General features: G+C 64.1%; 14 protein-coding genes. 6 read left to right on the forward strand and 8 right to left on the reverse strand.

Annotation, left to right across the window (positions count from 1 at the left end; translation table 11 throughout):
• Positions 1-42: 42 nt before the first annotated feature.
• Positions 43-1317 (reverse strand): phosphoribosylamine--glycine ligase, encoded by a 1275-nt coding sequence (gene purD, locus BLR13_RS12360; RefSeq protein WP_074823815.1) that lies wholly within the window; start codon positions 1315-1317, stop codon positions 43-45.
• A 169-nt stretch (positions 1318-1486) separates the two neighbouring features.
• Between purD and xseA the strand changes: the two genes are divergently transcribed.
• Positions 1487-3109 carry an exodeoxyribonuclease VII large subunit gene (gene xseA / locus BLR13_RS12365; RefSeq protein WP_079587905.1) on the forward strand — a complete coding sequence of 541 codons (1623 nt, stop codon included), beginning with the start codon at positions 1487-1489 and terminating at the stop codon, positions 3107-3109.
• 21 nt (positions 3110-3130) lie between these two features.
• Here the strand turns inward: xseA and BLR13_RS12370 are convergent, their stop codons facing one another.
• Complete coding sequence (locus tag BLR13_RS12370; protein ID WP_074823809.1) at positions 3131-3970, reverse strand: dienelactone hydrolase family protein; 840 nt, start codon at positions 3968-3970, stop codon at positions 3131-3133.
• Positions 3971-4166: 196 nt separating this feature from the next.
• Here BLR13_RS12370 and BLR13_RS12375 point away from each other — a divergent pair, with 196 nt between their 5' ends.
• Complete coding sequence (locus BLR13_RS12375) at positions 4167-4394, forward strand: DUF2093 domain-containing protein (RefSeq protein ID WP_074831601.1); 228 nt, start codon at positions 4167-4169, stop codon at positions 4392-4394.
• On the opposite strand, the gene lpxK is transcribed toward BLR13_RS12375, so the two are convergent.
• From lpxK to BLR13_RS12405, 6 genes are all read right to left on the reverse strand, one after another.
• A complete protein-coding gene (lpxK, locus tag BLR13_RS12380) occupies positions 4391-5419 on the reverse strand; it encodes a tetraacyldisaccharide 4'-kinase (RefSeq protein ID WP_074823807.1) in 1029 nt (342 codons plus the stop codon). The two genes, BLR13_RS12375 and lpxK, sit on opposite strands and share 4 nt — an antisense overlap.
• The gene (locus BLR13_RS12385) at positions 5412-6746 is read right to left on the reverse strand and encodes a 3-deoxy-D-manno-octulosonic acid transferase (RefSeq protein ID WP_074823805.1); all 1335 of its coding nucleotides are present in this window, start codon (positions 6744-6746) and stop codon (positions 5412-5414) included. The genes lpxK and BLR13_RS12385 overlap by 8 nt, the downstream gene beginning before the upstream one ends.
• Complete coding sequence (locus tag BLR13_RS12390; RefSeq protein ID WP_074823802.1) at positions 6709-7422, reverse strand: lysophospholipid acyltransferase family protein; 714 nt, start codon at positions 7420-7422, stop codon at positions 6709-6711. Before BLR13_RS12390 ends, BLR13_RS12385 begins: the two co-directional genes overlap by 38 nt.
• Positions 7419-7667 carry a DUF4170 domain-containing protein gene (locus BLR13_RS12395; RefSeq protein ID WP_074823798.1) on the reverse strand — a complete coding sequence of 83 codons (249 nt, stop codon included), beginning with the start codon at positions 7665-7667 and terminating at the stop codon, positions 7419-7421. Before BLR13_RS12395 ends, BLR13_RS12390 begins: the two co-directional genes overlap by 4 nt.
• A 100-nt stretch (positions 7668-7767) precedes the next feature.
• Positions 7768-8577: an inositol monophosphatase family protein gene (locus BLR13_RS12400; RefSeq protein ID WP_074823794.1), complete on the reverse strand. Its 810-nt coding sequence runs from the start codon at positions 8575-8577 to the stop codon at positions 7768-7770.
• Positions 8564-9964, reverse strand: coding sequence for a TldD/PmbA family protein (locus BLR13_RS12405; RefSeq protein WP_074831600.1), 1401 nt, complete (start codon positions 9962-9964; stop codon positions 8564-8566). Before BLR13_RS12405 ends, BLR13_RS12400 begins: the two co-directional genes overlap by 14 nt.
• A gap of 284 nt (positions 9965-10248) precedes the next feature.
• Here BLR13_RS12405 and BLR13_RS12410 point away from each other — a divergent pair, with 284 nt between their 5' ends.
• The 4 genes from BLR13_RS12410 (at position 10249) to BLR13_RS12425 (ending at position 14551) form a co-directional block, all read left to right on the forward strand.
• A complete protein-coding gene (locus tag BLR13_RS12410; RefSeq protein ID WP_074823791.1) occupies positions 10249-10773 on the forward strand; it encodes a DUF6101 family protein in 525 nt (174 codons plus the stop codon).
• A 679-nt stretch (positions 10774-11452) separates the two neighbouring features.
• On the forward strand, positions 11453-12415 hold the full coding sequence (locus BLR13_RS12415) for an IS110 family transposase (protein WP_091976312.1): 963 nt from the start codon (positions 11453-11455) through the stop codon (positions 12413-12415).
• 693 nt (positions 12416-13108) lie between these two features.
• Positions 13109-13420, forward strand: a complete 312-nt coding sequence (locus BLR13_RS12420; RefSeq protein ID WP_244525163.1) for a hypothetical protein — start codon at positions 13109-13111, stop codon at positions 13418-13420.
• Positions 13421-13450: 30 nt separating this feature from the next.
• Positions 13451-14551, forward strand: a complete 1101-nt coding sequence (locus BLR13_RS12425; RefSeq protein WP_079586386.1) for a tetratricopeptide repeat protein — start codon at positions 13451-13453, stop codon at positions 14549-14551.
• The last annotated feature ends 423 nt before the right edge of the window (positions 14552-14974 follow it).

Here is a 14974-nt window from a genome sequence, read left to right on the forward strand (position 1 = left end):
AAGACGCGCTTCGCGCTTCTGCCCGGGCATGACGAGCAGGAATTACTTCTCTCGCTCGACTGCCCGCCAGCCGATATCGCGGCGGCAAAAACCTTCCGGCCATTTGATCCGGTCGACGGCCTGATACGCGCGCTGCCGCGCCTCGCTGACGGTCTTCCCGGACGCGCAGACGTTCAGCACGCGGCCGCCATTGGCGAGCAGCTTGCCGTCTTTCGCGACTGTGCCGGCGTGGAAGATCTCGACGCCGTCGATCCTGCTGGCTTCGTCGAGACCCGTGATCACCGAGCCCTTGCCGTAGTCGCCGGGATAACCCTTGGTCGCCATGATCACGGTCAGTGCGACATCGTCGAACCAGCGCAGGCTGAAATTCTTCAACTGACCGTCGGCGCAGGCGATCAACGCCGGCAGCACATCGGACATCATCCGCAGCATCAGCACCTGGGTTTCCGGATCGCCGAAGCGGGCGTTGTATTCGACGAGCTTCGGGCCGTCTTTGGTGACCATGATGCCCGCAAAGAGCACGCCCTTGTAAGGCGCCCCCATCGCCTTCATCGCGCGCAGCGTCGGCACGATCATTTCATCCATCACCCGCGTGTTCATGGCGTCGGTCATGACGGGCGCCGGCGAATAGGCGCCCATGCCGCCCGTGTTCGGCCCGGTATCACCGTCGAAGGCACGCTTGTGGTCCTGGGCGGTGGCGAGCGGCAGCGCGTGTTCGCCGTCGCAGAGCGCGAAGAACGAGGCTTCTTCACCTTCCATGAATTCCTCAATCACCACTTCCGCGCCGGCGCCGCCAAAGCCGCCACCGAACATCATGTCGACCGCAGCCAGCGCCTCCGCCTCCGTCATCGCGACGACGACGCCCTTCCCGGCAGCAAGCCCGTCCGCCTTGACGACGATCGGCGCCCCCTGCCTGCGGATATAGGCCTTCGCCGCTTCGGCATCGGTGAAGTGCTCATAGGCAGCGGTCGGAATGTGGTTGGCGCGGCAGAGCGCCTTGGTGAAATTCTTCGAACTCTCAAGCTGCCCGGCGGCTTTGGTCGGACCGAAGGCCTTGAAACCGGCGGCGTTGAGATCGTCGACCATGCCTGCGGCGATCGGCGCGTCCGGGCCGACCACGACGAAATCAACCGCGTTGCGTTTGCAGAAATCGATCACGGCGGGGTGGTCGGTGATATCGAGCGGGACGCATTCGGCCTCATTGGCGATGCCGGCATTGCCGGGCGCGCACCACAGCTTGGTCAGCAGCGGGGAAGCGGCGATCTTCCACGCCAGGGCGTGTTCGCGGCCGCCGGAACCGAGCAAAAGGATGTTCATGAGGTGGACCGGATGCGGGGTTTCGAAGCGCAGTCGGTCGCACGAGTCTGCCTTAGCCTGCAAGGGGTTCCTTGCGAACGGCGGGCGAAGATCGCCGAAAACGTCCCTATCCGGAACGGCCAAAAATCCCTACTTTACGCGGGCCTCCTCCATGCCCGAATCGATGACCATGCCCGCTGCGGAAAAACTGACCAACACGCCTGAATTGACCGTTTCGGAGCTGTCCTCGGCGCTGAAACGGACGGTGGAGGATACCTACGGGCATGTCCGGGTGCGTGGCGAAATCTCCGGCTTTCGCGGGCCGCATTCCTCCGGCCACTGCTATTTCGCGCTCAAGGACGAGACCGCCAAGATCGAGGCCGTGATCTGGAAGGGCGTGCATTCGCGCATGCGCTTCAAGCCGCAGGAAGGCCTCGAGGTCATCGCCACCGGCAAGCTCACGACCTATCCGGGCTCGTCGAAATACCAGATCGTGATCGAAGCGATCGAGCCCGCCGGCGTCGGCGCGCTGATGGCGCTGATGGAAGAGCGCAAGCGCAAGCTCGGCGCCGAGGGCCTGTTCGACGAGGCCCGCAAGCAGTTGCTGCCCTGGCTGCCGGAGGTGATCGGCGTCGTCACCTCGCCGACCGGGGCCGTCATTCGCGACATCCTGCACCGGCTGCAGGACCGGTTTCCACGCCGGGTGCTGGTGTGGCCGGTCAAGGTTCAGGGCGAAGGTTCGGCCGAACAGGTCGCCGCCGCCATCCGCGGCTTCAACGCGCTGCCCGAGGGCGGCAGCATCCCACGGCCGGATCTGTTGATCGTCGCGCGCGGCGGCGGCTCGCTGGAGGACCTGTGGTCATTCAACGAGGAGATTGTGGTGCGCGCCGCGGCCGAGAGCATGATCCCGCTGATCTCGGCGGTGGGTCACGAGACCGATATCACGCTGATCGATTTTGCCGCCGACAAGCGCGCGCCGACACCGACCGCGGCCGCCGAAATGGCCGTCCCCGTACGCAGCGAATTATTCGTCGAGGTGACGGCGCTGGCGCGTCGCACGATGATCTGCTGGCAGCGCAGCCAGGAAGGCCGCCGCAATGAATTGCGCGCCGCCGCCCGCGCTTTGCCCGGCGCCGCCGAACTGCTGGCGATCCCGAGGCAGCGGCTCGACAGCGCAACTGGAGCCCTGCCCCGCGGGCTGAAAGCCAATACCAACGCGCATCATCGCCGCTTCTCGCAGGCCAGCGCAGGGCTGACGTTGAAGGTGCTGCGTGGACAGGTCGCACAGGCGAGGCAGCGCCTCACGGTGTCCGGCGAGCGCATCAGGCTTTCCACCCGCGCGCTGCTGCGGCATCGCCGCGATCGCTTTGCCGGGCTGGAGGTCAGGCTCAAGACCTCGAAACTTGCCAACGCGCAGGCCCAGCGCAACGCCATCGCGCGCGACCGCGAACGCGCCCAGCGCCTCGCCGAGCGCGCCCGCCGCGCGCTGCTGACGGCGATGCAGCGGTTGGAAGCCCGCGTCGCGCATAGCGGCCAGTTGTTGTCGGCGCTGTCCTATCGTGGCGTGCTGGCGCGCGGCTTTGCTTTGGTGCGCGACGCGCACGGCCAGCCCTTGCACGCCGCGGCCTCGGTCGGGCCCAACGCGCATCTGACGATCGAATTCGCCGACGGTCGTGTCGGCGCCACCGCGGATTCGGATCGTCCGCCGGCGTCGTCCGCGCCCGACAGCGCGCCCAAGCCCGCGCCGCGCGAGGCGAAGACGATGGCGGCCAAGCGCGTCGTCAAGCCAATCGATCAGGGCAGCCTGTTTTAGAGTCTTTTTGTTTTGCTATCGCTACCGCGCCAGCCACTCGGCGACGCGCGCCTGCGAGTCCGAGCGCGCCTCCGCGTCGGTGCCGATATGGCCGCGCTCCGGCAACGCCGCGTCGGCGCCACCGCTGCCGATCGCATGCAGCGGCAGATCGGGACGATCGAAGTCGTGCGATGCGCCGGGATAGATTTCGATCCGGGTCAGCGCGCTGCGCCCGCGCGCGCCGTCGATCATCGCACGGCAGGCGGACGGCGAACTGATGTCGTCCTTGGCGCCGATCAGCAGCAGTGTCGGCACCCGCGCGCTCCAGCCGAGGCCGGAAGAGACGCGGCAGTCCGGATAGAACGCAATCGCGGAACGGAAATCCGGCGCGGCATTGCGCGACGACAGTTGCGGCCGTATCGCCCACAACAACGCACTGCCGCCATTCCCCCATCCGATCAGGCTGACGCGGTCATGTGCCGCCCAGACCTGTTGCGAGAGCCATTGTCGCGCCGCGGTGATATCGGCCACCCGCTCCCGGCGGGCGAGCACGTGTCGCTCCTTGACGCGGCATTGCGCCCCGAGTTCGCGCGAGCCGTAACTGTCCGGCAGCAGCACCGCATGGCCGGCCTTCAGCAGCTGTTCGGCCCAGTCGCGGTAGCGCGGCAGCACCGGTTCCGAATGTCCGCCCAGTCCGCCGCAGCCGTGCAGCGCGATCACGGTGGGGAACGGTCCGTCGCCCTCCGGCTTGTAGAGCTGCGCGTGCAGGGTCAGGTTGGCAGCGGGAATATCGACCTGATGCGGGGCCGGCAGCGGAGCTGCGGTCGCAGCGAAGCTCACGGCGAAGAGCGTCAGGAATAGTATTGCTGACAGAGGGCGCATCGGTCCCGGTCGGATCATGATGGCGCTACAGATGCAGCGAGCCATGAATGCAAGGCTATCATGCAGATCGGGCCAAAATTCATCACAAGTAGGTGGGTTTCGGGAGCGGACAGTACGACCTATTTATGATAGACTCCTCTCGGAAAATACACTTGGCCGCCCCCTGTGATGGGGCGGCCCATCGGAGAGTTTGACGGTGCTGAATAAATTTGGTCCCTCGGGGAATGGCGAAGCGCAGGTGCAATATCTGGATGGCGATTTCCGCGTGGTCTCGCCCGGAACCTATGTGCGCTGCGCCATCACCGACGTGCGGATCCCGCTCGACGAGTTGAAGTACTGGAGCGTCGATCTGCAGGAGGCCTATTCAGTTCCGACCGCCGTGCTGGAACGGCACTTTCCCGGCGCCTTGAAAGGCCAGAGCTAGTCGCCTCCGCTGAGCTTTCTCTCGCGCGCCTTGAACAGACGCGCGGTCACGAACCAGCGCAACAGCGCCGCGTCGTCGAATTCAAGCGTCACCGTGAACGCCGTAATCTGCTGCGCCCAATCCGGCACGCCGCCGGCCCGCCGCAGCCGCGCCAGATCCTTTTCCGTCGTCACCAGCGTCAGCGCATCGCGCGCAGCTTCCGCGACAAGGCCTTCGATCTCGGCTTGCGTGAACGGATGATGATCGGCGAAGGCACGCCGCTGTGCCACCTCGATGCCGCTGGCCTCGAGTGTTGCGAAGAATCGCGCGGGATCGCCGATGCCGGCGAAGGCCAGCACGCGCCCGCCGCGCAGCGACGCCACTTGCGCCGCATCCGGCTGCAGATGCGCGCGCAGCACCGGCTTGCCCTGCGCGGCAATCTCCACCGCCACCGCCTCTGCGGCGGCGCCGTTGCCGACAATCACCAGCGCGTCGGTGCGCGCCAGTTGCGGCTTCAAGGGCGCGCGCAAAGGACCGGCAGGAAACACCTGTCCGTTGCCGAGACCGCGGTTGCCGTCGATCACGATCAGCGACGCATCCTTGGCCACGGCCGGACTCTGAAAACCGTCGTCCATCAGGATCACGGTCGCGCCTTGCGACCGCGCCAGCGGGACGCCGTCCGCACGCTGGCGCGCGACCACCACCGGCAATTGAACCGCCATCATCAGCGGCTCGTCGCCGACATCGGATGCCGCATGCCTGGCGGGATCGACCCGGACCGGTCCGCGCAATCTTCCGCCATAGCCGCGGCTCAGCACCACCGGCGTCTCGCCGAGGTCGCGCAACAGTTTGGCCAGCGCCAGCACCGTCGGCGTCTTGCCGGCGCCGCCAACGTGATAGTTGCCGACGCAGAGCACCGGAATGCCGGCATCCAGACCGTTGTGCTGCAGCCGGTTGGCGGCGATGGCGCCATAGAGCGCGCCGAGCGGCCTCAACAGATGCGATTTCCACGAAGACGGGCTGTGCCAGAAGCCCGGCTCACGCATTGGCGGCTCCCATCTCGAGCCGCAACTGCAGCAGATACGGCTCGAGCGCCGCAAGCGTCCGTTCCAGCGCGCCGCCGAGCTGCGCGACCACGGCGTCGGATGCCACAAGTGCGGCGTCGCGCGCCTTGGGATCGGCGAGCAACTGACCGAGCTGCTTGATCAGCGCTTCCTTGGTGTCGGCGCGGCGCGCGCCGCCGGCGGAATCCAGTGCCTCGTAGACATCGGTGAAATTGAAGACGTGGGGCCCATGGACGACGGACGCGCCGAGCTTGACCGCTTCGATCGGATTCTGTCCGCCATGCTCGACCAGCGATCCGCCCATGAACACGATCGGCGCCAGCCGGTAGAACAGGCCCATCTCGCCCATGGTATCGCCGACATAGATGTCAGTTGAAGCGGTCGGCAATTCCTCGCGCGAGCGCAAGGCCGGCTTCAGCCCGGCCGCAGTGATCATGCCTGCGATTGCCGCGCCGCGGTCGGCATGCCGTGGCACGATCACGGTCAATAGCCCGGGAAAGAATCCGGCCAGCGTCTTGTGGGTCTCGACCAGGATCTCTTCTTCGCCGGGATGGGTCGAGGCGGCGACCACGATCGGCCGCCCCCGCGTCATCGACATCAGCCGCTCGAGCTTGCCGGTATCGGCCGGGGGCGCCGGAACGTCGAGCTTGAGATTTCCGGTGACCGTGACGTTACGGCTGCCGAGCGCGGCGAAACGCTCGCCGTCGAGCTGGGATTGCGCGAGGCAGACGTCGAACCGGCCGAGCAGCGCCGAGATGGTGCCGGAGACCCGGCGCCAGCGCGGAAACGAGCGATGCGACATCCGTCCGTTGATCAGCACCATCGGCAGCCGTCGCGCCGCGCTGGACAGGATCAGGTTCGGCCACAGGTCGGATTCGATGAACAGCGCCAGCGAGGGCCGCCAGTGGTCGAGAAACCGCGCGACATAACGCGGCGAGTCGTACGGCACATATTGATGGATCACGTCGGCAGGGAACCGCTTGGCGACGATCGCCGCCGACGTCACCGTGCCCGAGGTCAGCAGGATGCGCAGGTTAAGCGCCCGCAACTTCTCGATCAGGGCCGCGGCCGCCAGCACCTCGCCGACGCTGGCGCCGTGAATCCACACCAGCGGTCCCGCGGGGCGGACATCGGCGCTGACGCCGCGGCGCTCGCCGACGCGCGCCGGATCTTCCTTGCCGAGTTTCAACCGCCGGTTGATCAACGCAGGCGACAACGGCACCATCGCGGCCGACAGTCTCCGGTAGACGCGCAACGTCATCGGCAGCGGATCAGCCAAGGGCGGCCTCCGGACGCCCGACCGCTGCATAGGCGAGCCGGGTCGCTTCGTTCAGAAGAGTCTCTACCTGCAGCCGCAATTTTTCCATAGTCTCGGCATTGGCGTCCGGCGGCACGTAAACCGGCTCAATGCCTACCACGGCACCGCGCCCGAAGGGTAAATTGATGGTGGTGGAGTCCCAGTTCTTCAACCGGATGAACCGGCTGGTGACCATCGCAAACGGCATGATCGGCCGCCCGGACTCCCGCGCCAGCATGATGACGCCGAGGCCCACGACCCGTGCCCGCTTCGGCACGTCGGCGGTGGTCGCGACGTTCCAGTTCTCCCCCAGCGCCAGCAGCATCTCCCGGAACGCGCCGACACCGCCCTTGCGGTGAAACGCGCCGCCGTGATCGCCGGAGCCGCGGATGGTGCCGATGCCGAGCCGCTCCGCGGCGATGGCATTGAATTCGCCGTCGCGATGCCGCGAGATCAGCACCTTGGCGCGGTAGCTCTTCTTGTTCTTGATGAACGGCGTCATCAAATGCTGGCCATGCCAGAACGCAAAGATCGCCGGCATCTGCGGCTCGACCTGTTGATAGATGTCGGCCGGCAGGTAGCTGAACCGGTTGGTCAGCCAGACCAGCCGCAGGTATTCGGCCGCAAGCACGCCCAGCGCACGCTGAACCCAGCTGCTGCGCAGCAAATCGCGAAAGAATCGTTTCAATGGGAGTGCTTCGCGTCTTGACCCGGATCGAGCAGCCGATGGAGGTGAACCACGAAGTAACGCATGTGGGCATTGTCCACGGTCTGCTGCGCCTTCGCCTTCCAGGCCGCGTGAGCGGTGGCGTAATTGGGGTACACGCCGACGATCTCGACCTGATCGAGGTCCTTGAACGTCGTGTGTTCGAGATCGGTCAACTCGCCGCCAATGACGAGATGAAGCAGTTGCGGCTGGGCACTATCTGGCATGATGATTTTTCCTAACGAGGTGCCCGGCAAGCAAGCTGACTATATAGCGCAAGATGCGTCACGTGTAGCGAAGGATTTTGCGGCGCGTAGCTTTACGGGTTCAGGGCAGTGGACGGTTTCGAAAATGCTCGACAATGCGTGCATGACGATCGCGTCCGGCTGCCACCAGCACCCCATGCGTCACCTCCCGGCGATTGTACTCAATCGCATCCCCCGAGAGCGCGGTCATTCTACCATTCGCTTCCTGCACGATCAAATTGGCCGCGGCAAGGTCCCAGTCGCGGCTCTGACCGCCCGCAAAAGCGGCATCGAGGCTGCCGTCGGCGACCCGGCACAGCCGCAGCGCCAGCGATCCGATTCGCGGGAACAGCGTGATTTCGTCGGACGACGGACTGAGCCGCTGCACCAGCGGCTTCGGACCGGCCATCCGGGAAAAATCGAGGTCGGTCCCGGTCGAGGCTGAGACCTGCCGCCGGTTCAGGGTCGCGCCCTGCCCGCGCACCGCGAAGAAGAATTCGTCCGTGACCGGCGCAAACACCGCCGCCAGCACCGGAGTGGCACCGGCGACCAGCGCCACGCTGACGCACCAGTCCTCGCGGCCGGCCAGATAGGCCCGGGTGCCGTCGATCGGATCGACGATCCAGACCAGCGGCTTGCCAAGGCGCGTGTCGTCGTCGGCGCTTTCTTCCGACAGCCAGCCATAATCCGGCGTCGCCGAACGCAGCCTCTGCTCGACGAGATCGTTGACGGCGATATCGGCTTCCGAAACCGGCGACGAGGCGCCCTTGGTCCAGTTCTTCAGTTCGGTGCGAAACATCGCCTTTGCCAGCGCGCCCGCTTCCCGCACCGTCTCCGCCAGCAGAGCGGCGTCGCGCGCCGTGGTGTTTTCGACCGTGTCAGCGTCCGCCAAGCGTCAAGCCCTCGATGCGCAGCGTCGGCGCATTGACGCCGTAGCGGAATTCCAGGTCGCTGGCTGCGACCAGTGATTTGAACATCGGCAGCAGATGGCCCGCGATCGTCACCTCGCTGACGGCATAGGTGATCTCGCCGTTCTCGATCCAGAACCCGGATGCGCCGCGGCTGTAATCGCCGGTCACGCCATTGACGCCGGAACCGATCAGGTCGGTGACGTAAAAGCCCTGCTTGATGTCCGAGATCAATTCCCCAGGCGTCACGTGGCCTGCCTCGAGGTGCAGGTTGTACGAGCCCGGCGACGGTGAGGACGAGACGCCGCGATGGGCGTGTCCGGTCGTGACCATGCCGAGTTCTCGCGCGGTCGCAGAATCCAGGAGCCACGTCGTCAGCACGCCCTCGTCGATCAGCGCATGCCGCTTTACCTTGACGCCCTCGGCGTCGAAGGTCTGCGAACGCAATCCGCGCACCCGCAACGGATCGTCGATGATGCGGATGTCCCTGGAGAACAGCTGTTCGCCGAGCCGGTCCTTCAGGAAGCTGGTCTTGCGCGCGATCGAGGCGCCGTTGATGGCGCCGACGAGATGGCCGACCAGCGATCCCGACACCCGCGGGTCGAACACGACAGGCACCTTGCAGGTCTCGACCTTGCGCGGATTGGCGCGCGCCACCGTGCGCTCGCCGGCCTTGCGGCCGACGCTTTCGGGCGAGGCGAGGTCGGATGCATGCGGCGCCGACGTAAAATCGTAGTCGCGCTCCATGCCGGTGCCCTCACCGGAGATCGCGGTCATCGAGATGCCCTGGCTCGAACGCAGGTAGGAGCCATGGAAACCGGTCGAGGTCACCAGCACCATGCCGCCGATGCCGCTCGAGGCCGAGGCGCCACCGGACTTCGATACGCCCTTGACCGCGAGGCCAGCCGCTTCGGCTTCGCAGGCCCGGCGCTCCAGTTCGGCCGTGGTCGGAACCTTGCGGTCGAGCAGATCGAGATCGGCGAACTCGCGCGCCAGCAGCGAGGGGTCGGCGAGGCCGACAAATTTATCGTCGGGCGCCACGCGCGCCATCGCGACCGCGCGCTCGGCGAGTTTTGCGATACCATCGCCGGAAACGTCATTGGTCGAAACCACCGCCTGGCGCTGCCCGACCAGCACGCGCAATCCGACATCGTCGCCTTCCGAGCGCTCGGATTCCTCGACGCGCCCGTCACGCACCTCGACGCCCTGCGATACGCCGCGCACCGCGACCGCGTCCGCGGCATCCGCGCCGGCGCGCTTTGCCGCCTCGACCAGGCGCTGCGCCAGCGTCGAAAGCGCGGATTGATCGAACAGGTCCGAGGTCGCGGCGGGACGGGAAAGCGGCTGATCCGTGGATGGTGAAGAGTTCACAAACAGAATTCCTGACAATGAAGGGGCTTCGGCGCAAATCAGCGAACCCATCAGATGTGCCTGATTCACAGCGATTTCAAGCATTTTGCGACGCCAAATGCCAAACATTTTCGGCATTAAAGCAAGGTCTCGTCAATCATGTCGGCCAAGGTCTTGTCAATCATGCGGGCAGAAGCGCGGCAGGTGACCATGGGTTAACCAGCCTTTTTAAGCCGAAACGGAAACGCATCCGCTAAGGTCTCACGTATCGACCGGGAACATAATCCCGGCGGGGAGATAAAGCCGTGAGGCGTCAAACAGCAACAAGCGGGACCAATCCCGCCGGGTCGAGCCGTGCACTGCGGCTCGACCCTCTTTCCCTTCCGCTCTCGTTCGATGCGCATGATACCCGCGCAGACGGCGGCGTGAGGAAGATCGAACTTCACCGCGAACGCGTCGTGCTGCGCCGTGCCGTCCACGGCATGCGGATGTCGGTCAATATCAACGTCCGCGATTTTCTTGGCGTCGCCTTGCGTGGCCTCGACGACGCACAGATGCTGGTGCTGGTGCACCGGGATCCGTCGCTTTCGATTCCGCTTCTTGTCAGTTCCGACACCGACGAGATCGCATCCGCCTGGCAGACCTGGAGCGAGATCTTCGCGCTTCCGCAATTGCCGGAAGACAAGGTGCGCGAACCCGCCGCCCGCCGCCGCCGTCACAACGCCATCCGCACCCGCCGCCCGAAATTCCTGGTCCGCCGCCGCGCCGGCGATCTGCTCAACGCCGCCAACCTTCACGACGGCGAGCGCGAGATCATCGCGCGGGATTGAGTTTGATCCCGTAGGGTGGGTGGAGCGAAGCGATACCCACCGCTTCACGGACAGTGTTGATGGGTATCGCTTCGCTCCATCCATCCTACGAATCTCGAATACGACTTCGCATTCTCGCGGCGCATTGCGCCCGGAGTTTTGCTGGAAACCTTGCCCTCTCGAAATCAGAGGGCGCAGGGAAGACCGGGTGCGCGCTGCACCCGCGGTCTCGCGTGCGATGTGGATTAGAAAATGCTGCACACGAGCATACAGGTTCAGCGGAGAACACCCGGCCTTCCCTGCGCAATGGCTTTACGGCTTATACGATTTCGTCCTGGTGACCGGCTTTCTTGCCACCATCATCATTGGAAGCTTTCGCTTCCGCCAACTTGACGCCAGCACCGGGGCGTCGGACCCAAACGATTTCGCTGTACGCAACAGCAGCGCTCGTCAGTCGCAGCCTTCGCGTCCATCGCTCCCTGCCCCTCGTTCGCGACGATGGCCAACGCCCCTTGTGTCGGCAAAAACTGGCAGAATGTGCGAACGGGCGGTTGAAGCAGAACCGCCCGTTGCTGGAACTGAGCCCGTAACGCCCCAAAGCGGCAGAGCCTGTATGAGAGCGAGGGACAGCTCCGGTGTCTTCCTCAACCCGAACAGTTGCAAGGGCCGTTGAGCCCGTACCGAGCAAGGAAGGGAGTGGATGATGGCACAAAATGGTCTCGTTGTCGTCGGCATCGATGTAGCAAAGGACAAGGTCGATGCGTGCATTCGCGAGTTGGCGCTGCGGCAGACGTATCCGAGCACTGCCCAGGGTCATCGCAAGCTGGTTGCCTGGCTTCGCAAGCACAAGGTGAACAGGGCGGTGATGGAGGCCAGCGGCGGCTATGAGCGCGATTGGGGGAAGGTGCTCCGTCTGGCCGGCATCGCCGTACGGATCGTCGACCCCAAGCGAGTCCGCAGCTTTGCGCAGTCGGCCGGACGCCTGGCCAAGAACGATACGATTGATGCAGAGATGATCGCTTGGTTCGCAGAGACGTTCAGCGAGGCGCCGGGCCAAGTGCACGATGCCGCGCGCGAAGAGCTGCAGGCGCTGGTGAAAGCTCGTCTCAATCTGGTCGATCTCAAGATACGACTGGAAGCTCAAAACGAGCATGCTGCACCAGGACAGGCTCGGAAAGCGCGGACCCGTATCTTGAAGAGCTTGCTCGAGGAAATTGCCAAGCTCGAAGTCGCGATCTCGGCCCAGGTCAGGGCCACACCTCATCTTGCCGAACGCGCCGAGATCGTCGAGAGCGTGCCGGGCTTTGCCGAAACGAGCTCAGCGAACCTCATTGCTGGAATGCCGGAGCTTGGCCAAGTGAGCGACGAGATCGCCGCGGCGTTGTTAGGCGTTGCCCCTTATGACGATGATAGCGGAAAGCGCCGCGGCGAACGCCACATCAAGGGCGGCCGCCGTTGGGTCCGAAACGCCCTCTACATGCCGTGCCTCGGCGCGGCCACACAGAACAATCCTGTCTTCAAGGCCTACTATCAACGGCTACTTGCCAAGGGGAAGGAGCCGAAGGTTGCGCTCGTCGCCTGCATGCGAAAGCTGATCATCATCCTCAACACAATGATCGCACGCCGGCAGAAATGGGATCCCAGCCGTTACGCACTGAATTGAGCGAGCGCACTTCACCGCGCTCGGTCCTCGACCGAGCGCATGCCTAGCCAACAGACCGGGGAGCGGACGGCGTCAAGGCCGTAAGCCGCCGAAGGCGGGGGCGCGCCTCGCGCCAGCCTTGAGGCCAGCCGATCACCGGTCTACTTCAGCACAGTTGCTCTGATGGGACAGGATGGCGGGAGTCGTAAATCTGATTTGCCCGACGGAGGAAGCGGAATATTTTTATCCGAAGGGCTGGACAGACTTTTGGTGATTTGCCCGTCGCGTTGTTTTGTCGCACGCATTTGTCGTTGCGCGCGAAGGCGAAGCAGTGCATGGCGCGGAAGACAAAGTAGGTCGCTGGATTAGGCCTTGAACCCATCATAAATTCGTCGCGCTGACGGCGCGCCGGAGTCCGTTATGCCCCGATAGCGGACCAAGTTCCGCAACGCAGCGAAACGACGCTATGTGCCAAAACCGGACTTGCACCAAACTGCGCACGATCTGGCGGAGCGGTCGAAGCCTCTGCAGGCTGAGCTCTATGGCACTGTCACTTTCATCATGACGGCGAGCTTTTCACGGTGGCCAGGGTATCTCGCAAAGAAACGGCTAACCACGTTGCGACGACTGCATGCGCGAGGGCATGGGAAGGCCAATCAACCAATGATAGCATATGCTTCCTTAGACCAACCAAAGGGAACTACCGTGACTGGAATGACCAAGCCTCGCTTTCGGTTTCTGTTAGTTGCTTTGTGGATCAGTCTCGTCGGTGCTCTCGTGGTTTGGTTTACGTTCATCAACGCGCCAAGCGGTGGTTCGCCGCCCTGGGTGGTTAGCGTGATTGTGTCCTGGTTGCCGTTCTTGGTGCTGGTGGGCGTCTGGCTGTGGTACTCGCGCACGAGTCGGCGCTCATCATCCGGGACTAGTTGGGTCGATCTCTACGAGCAGCAGGTCGCCGAATCCCGGCGCACCAATGCATTGCTGGAGAGGATCGCCGCGGCTCTGGAAAAACCGTCTCCAGGTTAGCTCGAACACTGGCGTCGCGGGGAGGCGGGTATGCGTTCAGGGATTTCCGCGCACGTCTGGCTGGTGGCTTTGGCATTCGCAACGGCCGCTGCTGTCAGCCGGCCAGCGGCAGCCGACGATCGACAGGAGTGCTCGAGGGGATCGAAGGAAGCCGTTGCCGCGACCATCGTCGCCTGTACACGCGCGATCGAAAGTGGAAACTACAATGACCGAGACCTGTCCAACTTGTATCATCAGCGCGGCTACTCTTGGTCATGGACAAGCCTCGCCGATCGCGTCGACCGCGCCTTCAAAGACTACACCGAAGCGATCCGGATTGACCCAAAAGCTGGCGGCTCACTGCTCAACCGGTCGCGCATCTACAACCAACGGCGCGACTACGACCGGGCGATAGCGGACGCCAACCAGGCATTCGCAGGCGGGCTGTCGGATTATGGCAAGCGGGTCGGATACGGCGAGCGCGGCTATGCCTATCAAGCCAAAGGTGACAACGACCGCGCCATCGCTGACTATACCGACAGTATCCAGCTGGATGCGAACAACATTGTCGTCCTCACCGCCCGAGGCAACGCCTACTTGACCAAAGGCGATCTTGATCACGCCATCGCCGACTACGATCAGGTGATCGCACTCGATCCGAAATATGCGATCGCCTACTACAACCGCTCCCTTGTGTACAGGGCGAAGGTTGATCTCGACCGTGTCATCGCCGACTGTAGTCAGGCGATCGCGCTCTATCCGAAATACCGGGACGCCTACTTCAACCGCGGCTACGCGTATCAAGCCAAGGGCGACTTCGACCGCGCCATCGCCGACTACGGTCAGATGATCGCGCTCGATCCGAAAGACAGCGACGCATACAGCCGTCGCGCCATTGCGTATCTGTCCAAGGGCGATTTCCGCCGCTCCATCGCGGACTTCAGTCAGGGGCCGGCGTTATCATGGCTCGCTATTGTTGTCTTTTTGGCCGTGGTGCTCTGGCTTTGTTGCCGAACAGGCACGCATGCGCGCGGACGATGGTCCGGGCGAACATTGATTGAGATTTGCGAGCAAGAGGTCGTCGAAATGCAGCACAGGAACGCCGCCCTGGAGAGGATCGCGGCGGCTTTGGAGAAGCATTCGTCGGGTTAGCTAGGGGTTCTAACTTCCGGAATGACCGTCAGAGCCGCCCGTCCAACCGTCATTGTTGCTAGGACCAAAGTTGGTATTGTTTCGATCCGGCGAGACCCTTGTTCCCTGATAAAAGGCATAGCCAATGAACCCTAGCAGCGCGATCAGGCAAGCCGGTGCGAGAAGCCAGTGTGGCATGTGCTCTTTCTCCTCAGTGAGCAGCCCTACCATCGGGGCGTTGCCGTGCAATTAAGAACAAGGCTCAATGTTGATCAAGTCCGGTTGGGGTCATTCGCTACACGGGCGCCCCAGCAGCAAATCCGGCCATGTCCGCTCTGCCGCCAACAGCGGAAGCAGATTCAGAACATTGGCGGATTGCGCGCTAATGAGTCCACGCCCGGCCAGGCACCGGCTGCGCATACGCGCACCCGATGACAGACTTCG

The sequence above is a fragment of the Bradyrhizobium ottawaense genome (genome assembly GCF_900099825.1).
Classification (GTDB): domain Bacteria; phylum Pseudomonadota; class Alphaproteobacteria; order Rhizobiales; family Xanthobacteraceae; genus Bradyrhizobium; species Bradyrhizobium ottawaense_A.